At 74.3% G+C, this 15419-nt stretch carries 13 protein-coding genes; 10 read left to right on the top strand and 3 right to left on the bottom strand.

The genetic code is table 11. The annotated features are described in order from the left end of the window. The 4 genes from NRP21_RS13470 to NRP21_RS13455 all read left to right on the top strand — a co-directional run. The coding region (locus NRP21_RS13470; protein WP_308219892.1) for a DUF721 domain-containing protein at nt 1-561 on the top strand (561 nt) is incomplete at its 5' end. Between the two features lie 37 nt (nt 562-598). Beyond that, nucleotides 599-1207 (top strand): DsbA family protein, encoded by a 609-nt coding sequence (locus NRP21_RS13465; RefSeq protein WP_257716722.1) that lies wholly within the window; start codon nt 599-601, stop codon nt 1205-1207. Then, complete coding sequence (locus tag NRP21_RS13460; RefSeq protein WP_257716721.1) at nt 1207-5340, top strand: chromosome segregation SMC family protein; 4134 nt, start codon at nt 1207-1209, stop codon at nt 5338-5340. The genes NRP21_RS13465 and NRP21_RS13460 overlap by 1 nt, the downstream gene beginning before the upstream one ends. 70 nt (nt 5341-5410) lie before the next feature. Then, nucleotides 5411-6007 carry a hypothetical protein gene (locus tag NRP21_RS13455; RefSeq protein WP_257716720.1) on the top strand — a complete coding sequence of 199 codons (597 nt, stop codon included), beginning with the start codon at nt 5411-5413 and terminating at the stop codon, nt 6005-6007. A gap of 77 nt (nt 6008-6084) precedes the next feature. Here the strand turns inward: NRP21_RS13455 and NRP21_RS13450 are convergent, their stop codons facing one another. From NRP21_RS13450 to purM, 3 genes are read right to left on the bottom strand one after another with little or no spacing between them, the layout of a single operon-like run. Beyond that, nucleotides 6085-6243, bottom strand: coding sequence for a preprotein translocase subunit SecE (locus NRP21_RS13450; RefSeq protein ID WP_257716719.1), 159 nt, complete (start codon nt 6241-6243; stop codon nt 6085-6087). 12 nt (nt 6244-6255) lie between these two features. After that, nucleotides 6256-6972, bottom strand: coding sequence for a phosphoribosylglycinamide formyltransferase (gene purN, locus NRP21_RS13445; protein WP_257716718.1), 717 nt, complete (start codon nt 6970-6972; stop codon nt 6256-6258). Continuing rightward, entirely contained in the window at nt 6960-8024 is a 1065-nt protein-coding gene (gene purM, locus NRP21_RS13440) for a phosphoribosylformylglycinamidine cyclo-ligase (protein WP_257716717.1), read from the bottom strand. The genes purN and purM overlap by 13 nt, the downstream gene beginning before the upstream one ends. 48 nt (nt 8025-8072) lie before the next feature. Here purM and NRP21_RS13435 point away from each other — a divergent pair, with 48 nt between their 5' ends. The 6 genes from NRP21_RS13435 to NRP21_RS13410 all read left to right on the top strand — a co-directional run bounded on the left by NRP21_RS13435 (nt 8073) and on the right by NRP21_RS13410 (nt 15409). Beyond that, on the top strand, nt 8073-8894 hold the full coding sequence (locus NRP21_RS13435) for a hypothetical protein (protein ID WP_257716716.1): 822 nt from the start codon (nt 8073-8075) through the stop codon (nt 8892-8894). Continuing rightward, nucleotides 8878-9507, top strand: a complete 630-nt coding sequence (locus tag NRP21_RS13430) for a CDP-alcohol phosphatidyltransferase family protein (protein WP_257716715.1) — start codon at nt 8878-8880, stop codon at nt 9505-9507. The genes NRP21_RS13435 and NRP21_RS13430 overlap by 17 nt, the downstream gene beginning before the upstream one ends. Further along, the gene (locus tag NRP21_RS13425; RefSeq protein WP_257716714.1) at nt 9504-10694 is read left to right on the top strand and encodes an AI-2E family transporter; all 1191 of its coding nucleotides are present in this window, start codon (nt 9504-9506) and stop codon (nt 10692-10694) included. Before NRP21_RS13430 ends, NRP21_RS13425 begins: the two co-directional genes overlap by 4 nt. Then, a complete protein-coding gene (locus NRP21_RS13420; RefSeq protein WP_257716713.1) occupies nt 10694-11425 on the top strand; it encodes a P-loop NTPase family protein in 732 nt (243 codons plus the stop codon). The genes NRP21_RS13425 and NRP21_RS13420 overlap by 1 nt, the downstream gene beginning before the upstream one ends. Before the next feature lie 121 nt (nt 11426-11546). Further along, nucleotides 11547-13886 carry an RNA degradosome polyphosphate kinase gene (locus NRP21_RS13415; RefSeq protein WP_408639623.1) on the top strand — a complete coding sequence of 780 codons (2340 nt, stop codon included), beginning with the start codon at nt 11547-11549 and terminating at the stop codon, nt 13884-13886. A 5-nt stretch (nt 13887-13891) separates the two neighbouring features. Then, nucleotides 13892-15409: a Ppx/GppA family phosphatase gene (locus NRP21_RS13410; protein WP_257716711.1), complete on the top strand. Its 1518-nt coding sequence runs from the start codon at nt 13892-13894 to the stop codon at nt 15407-15409. Nucleotides 15410-15419 lie beyond the last annotated feature (10 nt).

Genomic DNA, 15419 nt, shown 5'->3' with positions numbered 1-15419 from the left:
GGCATGGCGTCAGGCAAAACGCGGGCAGGGGAGGGTGGGACGGGGCCGGAGTCCAGCCCCCCTGGCGCGCCCCGTGCGCGCCGGGCCGAGGCGCCGGCACCGGCGCCGGCCATGGTGGACCCGCGCCGCCCCGATCTCGGCCTGCGCCCGCTCGGCGGCTTCATCCCCCGCCTGACCCGGCCGGCCTTCAAGCGGCGCAGCCCGGCCGGGGCGCTGCTGATGGCGGACTGGCACGGGATCGTCGGGCCGGCCATCGCGGCCGTCACCGTCCCGAAGCGCCTGACGGGCGGCACCCTGACCATCGGCTGCTCCGGCCCCATCGCGATGGAGCTGCAGCACCTCGCACCGCAGCTCATCGGCCGGGTGAACGCCGCCCTCGGCTCCGTGACCGTGCAGACCCTGAAATTCGTGCAGCAGGCGCCCTCCGGCCGGCCGGCCGCGCGGCCCCGCCCGGAGGCGCCACTTCCGGATACCGTTCGTGGCAAGCTGGACACGGTCGGTAGCCCCGAACTTCGCGATGCCCTGGCAAGATTGGGCCGCGGGGTTTATCGAGCCCGCTGACGCGACCCCCCGCCCTATGATTGGGAGCCACGGATCCATGAGCCCGACCCGCCGCAGCCTTGTTCTCGCCGCCCCGGCCATCGGGCTGCTGCCCGGCCTGGCCCTGGCCCAGGGGAACGATCCCCGTCTGGCCGAGCGCTCCGCCGGGAAGGCCGACGCCCAGGCGACGGTGATCGAGTACTTCTCCCTCACCTGCTCCCACTGCGCGAACTTCCACAAGACGGTCTGGCCGGAGGTGAAGTCCCGGCTGGTGGACACGGGCAAGGTGCGGATGGTGTGGCGGGACTTCCCGCTGGACCAGCTGGCCCTGGCCGCCGCCATGGTCGCCCGCTCCCTCCCGGCGGAGCGGTACGAGGGCTTCGTCGGCGCCCTCTTCTCCTCGCAGGACCGCTGGGCCTTCGCGCGCGGCGCGGACAACATGGGCGAGATCGCCAAGATCGCGGCCCTGGCCGGGATGAGCCGCGCGGACGTGGACAAGGCCCTGCAGGACCAGGCTCTCCAGCGCAGCATCCTTGAATCCCGCATGAAGGCGCAGCAGGAGTTCAACGTGAACTCCACCCCCACCTTCGTCTTCAACAACAAGCCCCAGCCGGGCGAGGTGACCTTCGATCGCTTCGTCCAGCTGGCGGGCGTCTCCGCCGGCTGATGGACACCAACCCCGCCGATCTGGCCGGGGCGCAGGCCCTGGAAAGCCAGGCGGGGGAGGCTGACCCCGCCCTGGCAGCGCAGGCTTCCGCGCCGGAGAGCGACGACATCCGGGATGACGGCCCGCGCGAGCCGCGCACGGCCGTCCTCTCCCGCCTGCGCATCGCCGGCTTCAAGTCCTTCGCCGAGGCGACCACGGTGGAGGTGCTGCCGGGGCTGACGGGCATCGTCGGCCCCAATGGCTGCGGCAAGTCCAACGTGGTGGAGGCCCTGCGCTGGGCCATGGGCGAATCCAACGCCCGCCACATGCGCGGCGGAGAGATGGACGACGTCATCTTCGCCGGCACCTCCAGCCGCGCCGGCCGCAACCAAGCCGAGGTGACGCTGAGCCTGGAGGAGGCCGCCGGCCTCGCCCCGCCGCCCAATTCCGAGGTGGCGGAGCTGGAGATCACCCGCCGAATCGAGCGCGGCGCGGGCACGGGCTACCGCATCAACGGCAAGGAGACGCGCGGGCGCGACGTCGCCACCCTCTTCGCCGACATCGGCTCGGGCGCGCGAGCCTCGGGCATGGTCAGCCAGGGGCGCGTGGCCGCGCTGATCGGCGCCAAGCCGGAGGAGCGGCGATCGGTGCTGGAGGAGGCCGCGGGCACCGCCGGCCTCCGCGCCCGGCGCCACGAGGCGGAGCTGAAGCTGCGCCAGGCCGAGACGAACCTGACCCGTGCCGACGACCTGCGGGCCCAGCTGGAGGGGCAGCAGGAGAGCCTGAAGAAGCAGGCCCGCCAAGCCGCGCGCTACCGCAACCTCTCCGGCCTCACCCGCGCCGCGGAGGCGGAGTGGATGGCCCTGCTGGCCGCCCGCGCCGAGGGGCAGCTGCTCTCCGCCCGCCAAGCGCTGGACGCCGCGCGGTCCACCACCAAGGCGACCGAGGCCGCCGCCGAGGCCGCCACCCGCCGGGCGCATGCTGCCGACATGGCGCTGCCCGGCCCCCGCGCCGCCGAGGCCGCCGCCCGCACCGCGCTGGAGCGCCGCCGGGTGGAGGGCGAGGGGCTGGCCGCCGCCGAGGCCCGCGCCCGCGCCACGCTGGACGCCGCCACGGGCCGCCTCGCCCAGATCCAGGCGGACCACGCCCATGCGGCGACGGTGGTGCACGACGCCGAGACGGCCGAATCCCGCCTGAACGCCGAGGCCGGGGAGCTGGCCACCGCCCTGGCCGGCCTGCCCGCCCGGGTGGAGGCCGCCGCCGAGCGACTGGCCGCGGCCGAGGATACGGCCCGCGAGCGCGAGGCCGAGGCCGAGCGCGCCGCCGAGGCGGCATCGGAGGCGGCGCTGGCCTTTGAGCGCTTCCAGGACGCCCGCCGCGCCGCCGAGGCCAACCTGCGCCGTGTCGCCGCCGAGGCCGCGCGGCTGGAGGAGGAGCGCGCCAAGGCTCAGGCCGCGAACGTCTCGCCCGAAGCCCTGTCCAGCGCCGCCGCCGAGGCGGCGAATGCCGAGGCCGCCCTCGCCGAGGCCCGCGCCGGCTTCGAGAACGCCGAGGCCGCCCGCGCCGCCGCGGCCGCCCGCGAGGCCGAGGCCAAGCGCGCCGCCGCCGAGGCCGAGGCCGAGGAGGCCCGCGCCCGCGATGCCGCCCGGGTTGCCGGGGAGCGCGCCCGCCGCGCCGCCGAGGGCCATGAGCGGCTGAAGCGGGAGCATGAGGGGGCTAAGGCCGCCTGCATTCCCGCCGATCGTCTGGACGCTGCCCGCAAGGAGGAGACGGAGGCCGCCCGCGCCGCGGAGGCTGCGGCCGACGCGCTGGCCAAAGCCGAAGCGGACCGCGCCGCCGCATCCTCCGCCCTGAGCCGCGCCCGCACCGCCGAATCCGAGGCCGGCGCCACCCGCGCCCGCGCCGCCGCCGAGGCCCAGGGCCTTGCCGCCCTGCTGCGCGCCGGGGAGCGCGGGAACGCGACGCCGATCCTCGATTCCGTCGCCGTGCCGCCCGGGCTGGAAGCCGCCCTCGGCGCCGCGCTGGGGGAGGGGCTGGACCTTCCCGCCGACCCGAAGGCGCCCCGCCACTGGCGCGCCCTGCCACCGCTGGATCCGGTGCCGGGCCTGCCGGAAGGTGCCACCCCGCTCTCGGATCTCGTGCAGGCACCACCGGAACTGGCCCGCGCCCTGTCGCAGATCGGCTTGGTGGAGGATCAGGCGCACGGCCTGGCGATGCAGCCCGCCCTGGCGCCCGGCCAGGCGCTGGTGGCGCGCGACGGCGGCTTCTGGCGCTGGGACGGGCAGGGGGCCAACCCCGGCGCCCCCAGCCCCGGCGCCGAGCGCCTGCGCCAGCGCAACCGCCTGCGCGCACAGGAGAAGGCCCGCGACGAGGCCGAGGCCGCCCTGGCTAAGGCCCGTTCCGAGGCCGAGGCCGCCCGCGCCGCCGAAACCGCCGCCAGCGCGGCCGAGAATGCCGCCCGCAACGCGCGGCGCGAGGCCGAATCGCGCCTCTCCCGCGCGCGGCAGGAGGCCTCCCGCCTCTCTGCCAGCGCCGCCATGGCGGAGAGCCGCCTTTCCGCCCTGACCCCGGCCCTGGAGCGGGCCGAGGTGGAGCGGGCTGAGGCCGAGGCCCTGCTGGAGACCGCCCGCGCCGCTCAGCAGGCCGCACCGGATGCCGCCGCCGCCCGGGCCGCGCGGGATGCCGCCGTGGCCGCGCTGCGCGGGGCCGCGGGCGCCGAGGAAGCGGCGCGCAACGCGCGGCGTCAGGCGGAAGGTCGCCTGGACTCGGCGCGCAGCGCGCAATCCGCCCTGGCCTCCCGCGCCGCCGCCGCCGAGGGCCGCCTGGCCGCGCTGGAACCGCAGATCGCCCGCCTGGCCGACCAGAAGGCCGAGGCCGAGGCCGCACGGGAAGCAGTGGAGCGGGAAGGGGCGGGGAATCCTGATCCCGAGCTCGCCCGCAACGCCGCCCTGGCTGCCCGCAACGCCCTGGCCGAGGCCCGTCGCGAGGAGGTGGAGGCCCGCGCCGCCCGCCAGGCGCTGGACGCCGAGGCCGAGCGCCTCGCCGCCCGCCGCGCCGCGCTGGAGGAGGAGGCCGCGTCCTGGGCCGCCCGCCGCGCCGATGCCGCCGCGCGGCTGATCGAGCTGACGGCCCGGCAGGAGGCCGCCGCGATCGAGGCCGCCGCCGCCGCCGATGCGCCGGAGGAGGCCGCCGCCCTTCTCGCAAACGCATCACGCATGCTGGCCGAGGTGGAGGCCGCGCACACGGAGGCCGCCGCCGCCCTGCACGCCGCCGAGACGGAGGCGCGCGAATCGGCCGAGGCCCGCCGCCTCGCCGATGCCGCCTTCGCCGCCGCCCGAGAGGCGCAGGCCCGCGCCGACGGTGCCGCGGCCCGCGCCGAGGACGAGGGCCGTGCGGTCGCCACCCGCATCCTGGAGAAGCTGGGCCCCGATACCGAGCTGCCCGAGCCGCCGGAGGACCTTTCCGACGCCGCCGAGGAGAAGGCCCGCCGCAAGGCGGAGCGCCTGGCCCGGGAGCGCGAGGAGATGGGCCCCGTCAACCTCCGCGCCGAGGTGGAGATGGCGGAGGTGGAGGAGCGGCTGGTCAACCTGGAGAAGGACCGGGAGGAGATCGGCCACGCCATCGCCAAGCTGCGCGGCTCCATCGGCCACCTGAACCGCGAGGGGCGCGACCGGCTGCGTGCCGTGTTCGAGCGGGTGGACGCGGAGTTCCGCGCCCTCTTCAGCCGCCTGTTCGGCGGCGGGCGGGCGCATCTGGCGCTGGTGGGATCGGACGACATCCTGGAGGCTGGGCTGGAGATCTACGCGGAGCCGCCGGGGAAGAAGCTCTCCTCCCTCTCGCTGCTCTCGGGCGGCGAGCAGGCTCTGACGGCGCTCTCCCTCATCTTCGCCGTGTTCAAGTGCCAGCCGGCGCCGGTCTGCGTGCTCGACGAGGTGGACGCGCCGCTGGACGACGCGAACGTGGAGCGCCTCTGCACCCTGCTGGAGGCGATGACGGAGGGCGGCACGCGCTTCCTCGTCGTCACCCACCACCCGCTGACCATGGCGCGGATGCACCGGCTCTACGGCGTGACGATGCAGGAGAGGGGGGTGTCCCGTCTTCTCTCCGTCGATCTCGGCCGGGCGGTGGAACTCGCGGAATCGGGCGCGGCCTGAACGGGGCGCGCCCTTGCGCCCGCTGAGGGGCGCCCCCTTCTCTGCGCCCCGATCCCAACCGGAGGGTCCGATGCGCTCCCTGCTGCCCGCCCTGATCCTCTCGCTCGCCGCCGGCGGCGCCCTGGCGCAGAGCCGCCCTGCCACCTTCCCGACGCGGGACGTGGCCGTGACCTACAGCGTGCTGGGTAACGCCTCTCCCCAGACACCGCGCGAATTTGCCGTGGCGGTGCTCGCCTCGGAAGGGCTGCTGCGGGTGGAGACGCCCTCTCTCCCCGGCTGGGGCCTGGCGGACCGGCGCACCGGCAGGATGGAGATGGTGATGGACTCCATGCGCATGGTCACGCCCAGCCCGCTGAAGCAGGAGGAGGCCACGCGCTACCTCCGCATGGCCGAGACGGCCCGGCTGACCCGCGCCGGCACGGCCAGCCAGGCCGGGCAGAGCTGCACGAACTATCGCTGGGAACAGCAGGGGCAGCGCGGCACCGCCTGCATCACCGCGGACGGCGTGCTGCTGCGCGGCGTGAACGATAGGGGAGAGGGGGTGGAGGCGACGCGCGTGGCCTATGGCCGCCAGGATCCCTCCCGCTTCCGGGTGCCGGAGGGTTATCGGCGCGTCGATCTCGGCGACATGGCCCGCAGCCTGGGCCTTGGTTTGCCGCGGCGCTAGAGCGGTTTCTAGAGCCGATTTGCCCGTTCCGGTGATTCCACCGGAACGGGGTAGGCTCTAGGGCCGCGGCGCGCCACTCAGCCGAAGAAAACCTTCAGGAAGATCAGCAGCAGCACGATCGCCACGATCCCCCAGGCGGTCGCGCGGGTGAACATGGCCCAGCCGGCCTGGCGCTCCGGCAGGATGTCCTTCGACTCCACGGGGACGTAATCGACGTGCTGCTGGGCCTCGGCCATGGACTCGCCTCCTTATGAGCCTGCCCGGGGCACGGGCGGCGATGGGACCATTTCTGTAGGCAGGCCGGAATGGCCGGGCAAGGGGTTGGCGAAGGCGCCCCCCGCCATGGGGACGTTCAGCACCACGCGCCCATCCACCAGCCGCGCGGCGCCGGAGGCCGCCCAGGCGAGGGCGGCGGGGTAGATCCGGTGCTCCTGCGCCAGCACGCGGGCGGCCAGGGCCGATTCGTCGTCCTCCGGCAGAACGGGCACGGCGGCCTGGGCGATGACCGGGCCCTCATCCACGCCGGGCGTCACGAAGTGCACGGTGCAGCCGTGCAGCCGCACTCCGGCGGCGAGGGCGCGCGCGTGCGTGTCCAGCCCGGGGAAGGCGGGCAGGATGCTTGGGTGGATGTTCAGCATCCGCCCGGACCAGGCGGAGACGAAGCCCTCCGTCAGCACGCGCATGAAGCCGGCAAGCGCGATCAGGCCGATTCCCGCCTCGTCCAGGCGCGCCTGCATCGCGGCCTCGAAGGCGGCGCGGTCCTTCCCGAAGGGGCGGCTCTCCACCACGGCGGTCGGGATGCCGGCCGCGCCCGCGCGCTCCAGCCCCGCGGCATCGGCGCGGTTGGAGAGCACGAGCGCCAGCTCGGCCGGGTAGTCCGGGTGGCGCGCCGCCTCGATCAGCGCGCCCAGGTTGCTGCCGCGGCCCGAGATCAGGACCGCGACGCGCCTCTTCAGTTCGGCCATGCGGCGGAGAGGCCTTCCATGCGGACTTCCGGCTCCGGCCCTTCGCCGACCTCGATCACGCCGATGCGGTGGGCCGTCTCGCCGTGCTCCTTCAGCAGGGCGACCGCGGCCTCCACGTTCTCGGGCTCCACCACCACGCACATGCCGATGCCGCAGTTGAACACGCGCAGCATCTCCTCCGGCTCCACCCCGCCCGTGCGGGCCAGCCAGGCGAAGACCGGCGGCACGGGCCAGGACCCGGCCTGGATCACGGCCATCGTCCCCTCCGGCAGCACGCGCGGCAGATTGCCCGGCAGCCCGCCGCCGGTGATGTGGGCGGCGGCCTTCACCAGCCCCGCGCGGTGCAGCGCCAGCACCGGCTTCACGTAGATCCGCGTCGGCTCCAGCAGCGCCTCGCCGAGCGTCTTGCCGGCTGCGAAGGGGGCGGGGTCGGTCAGCCCGGCATTCCCGGCCTCGATGATCCGGCGCACCAGGGAGTAGCCGTTGGAGTGCACGCCCGACGCGCCGAGTCCCAGAACCACGTCGCCCGGGCCGACATCGCCGGAGGGCAGAAGCGCCCCGCGCTCCGCCGCCCCGACGGAGAAGCCGGCCAGGTCGTAGTCGCCCTTGTGGTACATGCCCGGCATCTCGGCCGTCTCGCCGCCCACCAGGGCGCAGCCGGCCTGCCGGCAGCCCTCCGCGATTCCCGCGACGACGGAGGCGGCCTGGGCCACGTCCAGCGCGCCGGTGGCGAAGTAGTCCAGGAAGAAGAGCGGCTCCGCGCCCTGCACCACCAGGTCGTTCACGCACATGGCAACAAGGTCGATGCCGACCGTGGCGTGGTGGTTCGCGTCGATCGCCAGGCGCAGCTTCGTGCCCACGCCATCGGTGGAGGAGACGAGCACGGGATCCTGGAATCCCGCGGCCTTCAGGTCGAACAGCGCGCCGAAGCCGCCGAGGCCACCCATGGTGCCGGTGCGGTCCGTGGAACGGGCCAGCGGCTTGATCCGGTCCACCAGCGCGTCGCCGGCCTCAATGTCCACGCCGGCGTCGCGGTAGGTCAGTCTGGTCATGGCGGTCCTTGATCGGCTATCCCAGGAGAGGTCCTTGGGGAGCGGCTTATGCAGGGTTCGGACGGTCGCGGAACCCATCATTTTCGCGGCGAGGGCACAATCCGCTACGGGCGCGGGGCCGGGTTGCGGCGCGCGATTCGGCGCGCGGCCCTGGTGCTGGCCCTGATGGGGGGGCAGGCTGCCGCCTCGGTCGCCATCTCCACGGCCGCCCTGGCGCAGGACGACCCGGCCGTGCAGCGCGGCGTTCCCGCGGAAGCGACGGCGGCCAACGCCGTGCTCGCGAAGGAGCGGGCCATCGCCAATGCCCAGCGCATCGCCTACCAGCGCTACGCCGCCGCCATCGGGCGCGACCCCAACGCCTCCCAGTCCACCATCGAATCGCTGGTGACGAGCATGGTGGTGGAGCAGGAGCGCTCCACCCTCAACGGCTATTCCGGCCGCTACACCATCCGCTTCCGCGGCGCCGCATCCTCCTCCTCCGGCGCGAGCGCCTCGGCCGGCACGGGCTCCGCCCCCTCGGCGGGCCGCGCCTCGTCCTCGGACAACGCGGCCTATGTCCCGCCGTCCGGGCCGCCCCTGAACCCGATGACGGCCCTGCTCGACGCGCGGACGAGCTTCCGCTCCCTCGAGGAGTGGCTGGCGCTGCGCGGCCGCCTCCTGGCCCAGCCCTCGGTGGGCAGCGTGGAGATCCTGGCCATCTCCACCGAAGGCGCGCGGCTGCGGATCGGGCTGCGCAGCCCGCCGGGCGTCGCGGCGCAGGAACTGGCGGCGGGCGGGATCGCCCTGGTGCCCGCCCAGCCGCCCGTGGCCGGAGTGCCCGGCCCGGCCCCCGGCTCCGACTGGCGGGTCGGCTTTGCCGGAGGGGCCTGATCCCGGCCCCCCTAACCGCGAGGGGCCGATCGGTAAGGGCCCGGCCCGGCCCGGCCCGGTCCCGGCGGCGGAGAGTGCCCTCTTCACCCTGCCCAACGTCATCACCCTGGCCCGGCTCTTCGCGGTGCCGGCGTTGGTGTGGCTGGTGATCCAGCACCGGCTGGACATCGCCTTCCTCGTCTTCGTCGGGGCCGGCGTGTCGGACGCGCTGGACGGCTGGCTCGCGCGGGTCCGCAACGCCCGCTCCTTCCTCGGCTCCGTGCTGGACCCGGTGGCGGACAAGGCGCTGCTCGTCTCCACCTACGTCACCCTGGCCATCATCGGCGTGCTGCCGGACTGGCTGGCGATCCTCGTGGTGTTCCGGGACCTGCTGATCGTGGGCGGGCTGCTCGTGCTCGCCCTCATGGGGCAGCGCCCGGCCATCCGGCCGCTGCTGATATCCAAGCTGAACACGCTGATGCAGATCGCCCTGGCCGGCACCGCCCTGATGCTGGCGGGCTTTGGGCTGGATGGCGGCTGGTTGCTGCCCGCCCTCATCGGCTGCGTTACCGGCACCACCATCGCTTCCGGCGCGGCCTATGTGCGGGACGCCGCGCGCTCCCTCCCGGCATGAGCGCGCCCCTGCTGCCGGCCCCTTCCCAGCCATTGCCCCCGGCCCCGCCCCGCCCGGAGCCGCCGCGCGCGAACCCGCCCGCGAATCTCCCGCGTCCCCCAGGGCCGCGCAGCGCCACGCGGGCGCAGCGGCTCGGGCTGATCTTCGGGGTGCTGGCGGCGCTGGTCTTCGCGCTGTGGTTCTTCTCGGGGATCCTCACGCCCTTCGTGCTGGCAGTCTGCGTCGCCTACTTCCTCGATCCCCTGGCCGCGCGGCTGGCGCGGATCGGGGTGCCGCGCTGGCTGGGCGCGGGGCTGCTGGTGGCGGGGCTGATGGCCTTCGCGCTGATCTGTCTGCTGCTGCTCTACCCGCTGCTGATCTCCCAGATCGGGGTGCTGCTGGCCCGGCTGCCGGTCTACGTCACCACCATCGGGGCGAGGGTGCAGGAGGCGCTGGCGGCGCTGGAGAAGGCCATGGAGCCGATGGTGCTGGACCCCCGGTTGACGGACCTCGCCGTCTCCCAGGTCGGCTCCATCCTCGTCTGGCTCGGCACCTCCGCCACGCGGCTGATCGGCGGCGGCTACGCGCTGTTCAACGTGTTCACCTTCGCCGTGGTAACCCCGGTGGTGGCCTTCTACCTGCTGCGCGACTGGCCCCGGCTGATCGGGCGGCTGGAGACCTGGCTGCCCCGCCGCAACGCCGCCGTGCTGCGCCAGCTGGCGCACGACACGGACCGCGTGCTCTCGGCCTGGCTGCGCGGGCAGCTGATCTGCTGCGGGTTGCTGGCCGTGTACTACGCCCTCGTCCTCTCGGCGGTAGGGCTGGAGCTGGGGCTGCTGGTGGGGCTGCTGGCGGGGATCTTCACCTTCATCCCCTATGTCGGATCCCTCACGGGCATGGCCACCGCCATCCTGCTCGCCATCGGCCAGTTCGGGTCGCTGCGCGGGGTGGCGATGGTGGCGGGCGTCTTCCTCATCGGGCAGATCGTGGAGGGCTACATCATCTACCCCCGCCTGCTGGGGGACCGGGTGGAGCTGCACGCGGTGTGGGTGATCTTCGCCCTTTTTGCGGGCGGCGTGGCCTTCGGCTTCCTCGGGGTGCTGCTGGCCGTGCCCATCGCGGCGGCCATCGGCGTGCTGGCCCGCTACTGGCTGCGCCGCTACCTGGAAAGCCCGCTCTACCTCGACCCGCCCCGGACAGGTGGCTGATGCCGCGCCAGCTTCCCCTGCCGCTCCTGCCGCGCGAGGCGGTGGAGATCGAGCCGATCCCCGATTCCTCCAACGCCGTGGCCCGCACCTGGCTCGGCGACCCGACGAGTTGGCCAGCCGGCCGGCTGGCGCTGCACGGGCCGGAGGGGAGCGGGAAATCCGCCCTCCTCGCCCAGGCCGCGCGGCGGCTGGGCCTACGCCGCCTGTCCGGCCCCGCCTTGCGAGGCGTGCCGGAGGGAGCGCCCACGGCGCTGGACGATGCCGACTGCGCCGCGGAGGAGCCGGCGCTGTTTCACCTCATCAACGCCTGCGCCGCCGGCGGCCACCTGTTGCTGATGGCGGGTCGGGAGCCGCCCTCCCGCTGGGAGGCGCATCTGCCGGACCTCGCCAGCCGCCTCCGCGCCACCGCTGCCGCCCCGCTGGGCCAACCGACGGACCACCTGCTGCGCGCCCTGCTGGCCCGGCACTTCGCCCGCCGCCAATTGCGGGTCGAGCCGGCGGTGCAGGACTGGCTGCTCGCCCGCCTGCCGCGGGAGGCGGCAGCGCTGGCCGAGGCCGCGGCCCGGCTGGACCGCGCGGCGTTGGCCGATGGCGGCGGCGTCACCCGCGCCCTGGCCCGGGTCTGCCTCGCCGGACTGATCGACGGCAGCGGGGAGGGCGCGCCGGAGGAAGATGACGATTCCGTGGCAGGAAGCGGCGTGGCCTCCGCTTCCATGGGCACCCTGCTGTAAAGCTGCCGGGATGGACGCGAAGACCGACAAGCCCGAGGCGACGATCCCCGAACCCGGCCGGACGGAGAAGCCGGTCGCTTCGCGCCCCCTGCGCGCGAGCCGCGCGGCCATCCCGCGCGGCATGCCCGCGCCCGCACCGGAGACGCAGAAAGAGCCCCTCTCCGTCGAGCCGCCTGCCGCCCGGGTGATCCGCGCGGACCGGGAGGCCTCGCTCCGCGGCACGCCGGCCCCGGCACCCGCCCTGGAAGCGCTGAGGGAGCCCGACCCCGGCTCCCCCGAATTGCCGGAACCGGCGACGCACGGCCCGGGGCGCTTCATCAACCGCGAGCTGTCCTGGCTGGCCTTCAACGAGCGCGTGCTGGAGGAGGCGGGCAACACCGCCCATCCGCTGCTGGAGAGGCTGCGCTTCGTCGCCATCTCCTCCTCCAACCTCGACGAGTTCTACTCCGTGCGCGTCGCGGGCCTGCTGGGGCAGGAGCGGGAAGGGGTGGTCACCGTCTCGCCGGACGGGCTGACGCCCACCCAGCAGCTGACCGCCATCAACGAGCGGGCGGGGCGGTTGCTCGCCGGGCAGCAGGCGGCCTGGCTGGGCCTGCGGGGCCAGCTGGCCGATGCCGGCATCCGCGTGGCGGACCCGGCGGAGCTCTCAGAGGCCGACCGGGAATGGCTGGCCGCCTGGTTCATGGACCGCGCCTTTCCCGTTCTGACGCCGTTGGCGGTGGATCCGGCGCATCCCTTCCCCTTCATCGCCAACCTCTCGCTCTGCCTCATCATGAAGCTGGTGCGGGAGGAGGATGGCGGCACGATGCGCGCGCTGCTGCCCCTGCCACCGCAGCTGGAGCGCTTCATCCGCCTGCCCGGCACCGGCGCGCCGCGCGCGGACGGCACGCGGGAGCCCGCGCGCTTCGTGCTGCTGGAGGAGGTGGTCCTCCTCAACCTGCGCCACCTCTTCCCCGGCTTCATCCTGGCGGAGCGCGGGCTGTTCCGCCTGATCCGCGACACGGACGTGGAGTTCGAGGAGGAGGCGGAGGACCTGGTGCGCTCCTACGAGAGCGCGCTGAAGCGCCGCCGCCGCGGCCGCGCCATCCGCCTCTCCGTCACCTCCGACACGCCGGCGGACATGGTGGACCTGGTGGCGGAGGAGCTGGACGCGCCGCGGGCGGAGATCTTCCACTCCGACGGGCTGCTGGGCCTCTCAGACCTCACCCAGTTGATCCTGGACGACCGGCCGGACCTCCTCTTCAAGCCCTACACGCCACGCTTCCCGGAGCGGATCCTCGATTTCGGCGGGGACTGCTTCGCGGCGATCCGCGCGAAGGACATCGTGGTCCACCATCCCTACGAATCCTTCGACGTGGTGGTGCAGTTCCTGCGGCAGGCCGCGCGCGACCCCGCCGTGGTCGCGATCAAGCAGACGCTCTACCGCACCAGCCGCGACAGCCCGATCGCGCGCGCGCTGATCGAGGCGGCGGACAGCGGCAAGTCCGTGACTGCCATGGTGGAGCTGAAGGCGCGCTTCGACGAGGAGCGCAACATCGCCCTGGCGCGGGAACTGGAAGCGGCGGGCGTGCAGGTGGTCTACGGCTTCGTGGACCTGAAGACCCACGCGAAGGTTTCGCTGGTGGTGCGGCGCGAGGCGGGGGGCTTGCGAAGCTACGCCCACTTCGGGACGGGCAACTACCACCCGGTCACCGCACGCATCTACACGGACCTCTCCTTCTTCACGGCCGATCCCGGGCTGACGCGCGATGCGGCGCGGCTGTTCAACTACATGACGGGCTATGCGCGGCCGGAGACGATGGAGAGCCTCGCCTTCGCGCCGCTCACCCTGCGCCCGACGCTGATGGGGCTGATCGAGGGCGAGATCGCCAATGCGCGGGAGGGCAAGCCCTCCGGCATCTGGCTGAAGATGAACTCCCTGGTCGATGAGCGGCTGATTGACGCGCTCTACCGCGCGAGCAACGCCGGGGTGAAGGTGGACTGCGTGATCCGCGGCATCTGCTGCCTGCGCCCGGGGGTGAAGGGCTACTCCGAGAACATCCGGGTGAAGTCCATCGTCGGCCGCTTCCTGGAGCACTCCCGCATCCTCGTCTTCGGCAACGGCCACCGCCTGCCGAGCCGGCGCGCCCGCGTGTTCATCAGCAGCGCGGACCTGATGGCGCGCAACATGGACTGGCGCGTGGAGACGATGGTGCCGGTGGAGAACCCCACCGTGCACGCCCAGGTGCTGGACCAGATCATGGTCGTGAACCTGAAGGACCGCGTGCAGTCCTGGGAGCTGCACCCGGACGGCGCCTATCGCCGGATCGAGCCCCATGGCGGGCAGGGCGCACCGCCCCTCTCGGTGCACGAGTACTTCATGACCAATCCCTCCCTCTCCGGCCGGGGCAGCGCGTTGCACCACGCGCCCCGAAGCCGCGCCCCCGCGCGGCGCCGGCCGGACCGCGTGGCACAGGACTGAGACGTTTGGAACTTTCCGCAGAACTCGCGCCGCCGCACGCCGGCAGAGCAGCGCCGCCGCGTGCCGGGGTCGTCGATCTCGGCTCCAACTCCGTTCGCCTCGTCGTCTTCGAGGGGCGCGGCCGCAACCCCGTGACGATCTTCAACGAGAAGGCGGTGCTCGGCCTCGGCCGCGGCCTGCACGCCACGGGCAAGCTCAACGCCGCGGCGGTGGAGGGCGCGCTGACGATCATGGCCCGCTACATCACCATCGCCCGCGCCATGCACGCGGACCCGGTGGAGGTGCTGGCCACGGCCGCGATGCGCGATGCGGCCAATGGCCCTGCCTTCGCGGAGGCGCTGCGCGCCCGGATGCCCGGCGTGCCGCTGCGGATCCTGAGCGGCGACGAGGAGGCGGCGATGTCGGCGGAGGGCCTGCTGCTCGGCGTGCCCGGCGCGGACGGCATTCTCGGCGACATCGGCGGGGGCAGCCTGGAGCTCGTCGATCTCGTCCATGGCCGCCCCGCCGCCGCCGTCAGCCTCCCGCTGGGCGTGATCCGCCTGGCCGAGCGATCGGGCGGCGACCCCGCCCGCGCCCGCGGCATCGCGGACGAGGCGCTCTCCGCCGTTCCCTGGCTGGAGCGGGGGCAGGGGCGGGACCTCTACCTTGTCGGCGGCGCGTGGCGCGCCCTGGCGAAGGTGCACATCACCCAGACGAAGTACCCGCTCTCCATCGTCCACCACTACATCCTCTCGCGGGAGGAGGCGCGGGATCTCTGCGCCACCGTGATCGCGGCGGGGGATCGCCCGAACCGCCTTCCAGGCGCCCCGTCCAAGCGCCTGGCGGACCTGCCTTACGCCGCCACGGTCATGCGGCGCCTCCTGCGCGAGACGGCCGCGCGGCGCGTGGTCTTCTCCGCCAACGGGCTGCGGGAGGGGTGGTACGCCCGTCTCCTCACCCGTGCCGTTCGCGACCAGGACCCGCTCCTGGCGGCCGGAGAGGACCTCGCGGCGCGCTTCGGCCGGGACCCGGACATGCCGCCCGCCCTGATGGCCTGGACCGCGCCCCTCTTCCCCGGTGAATCCGCGGGGGAGGCGGCGCTGCGCCAGGCCGCCTGCCAGGTCTCCGATACGGGCAGCCACGACCACCCGGACTACCGCGCGGAGCAGGCCTTCCTCCGCGTGCTGCGCCAGCCCGGCGTGGGGCTGGAGCATCAGGCGCGCGCCTTTCTCGCCCTGACCACGGCGCTTCGCTACGACGCGGAAGACACCGCGCTGCTCGCCCCGGCCCGCAGCCTCCTGCCCGTCGCGCTGCAGCTGCGGGCGGAGCGGCTGGGGGCGGCGCTGCGCTTGGCCTACACCCTGTCCGGCGGTACGCCGGCGCTACTGGCGGGCACCAGCCTGAGCCCGGGCAATGGCCGCCTGGCGCTGCGGCTGGTGGAGGGAAGCGGGGTCTTCGCCGGGGAGAGCGTGCGGCGGCGCGTGGACGCCCTGGCCGCCGTCATGGGGCTCTCCGCAATGGTGGAAACAGCGCCCGGGGCCTGACGCCCGGCCC

The organism is Roseomonas populi (assembly GCF_024594815.1).
In the GTDB taxonomy this organism is placed as follows: Bacteria; Pseudomonadota; Alphaproteobacteria; order Acetobacterales; family Acetobacteraceae; genus Roseomonas; species Roseomonas populi.
The sequence above is the reverse complement of the archived record's forward strand: the minus strand, read 5'-3'. Positions and strand labels throughout refer to the sequence as shown.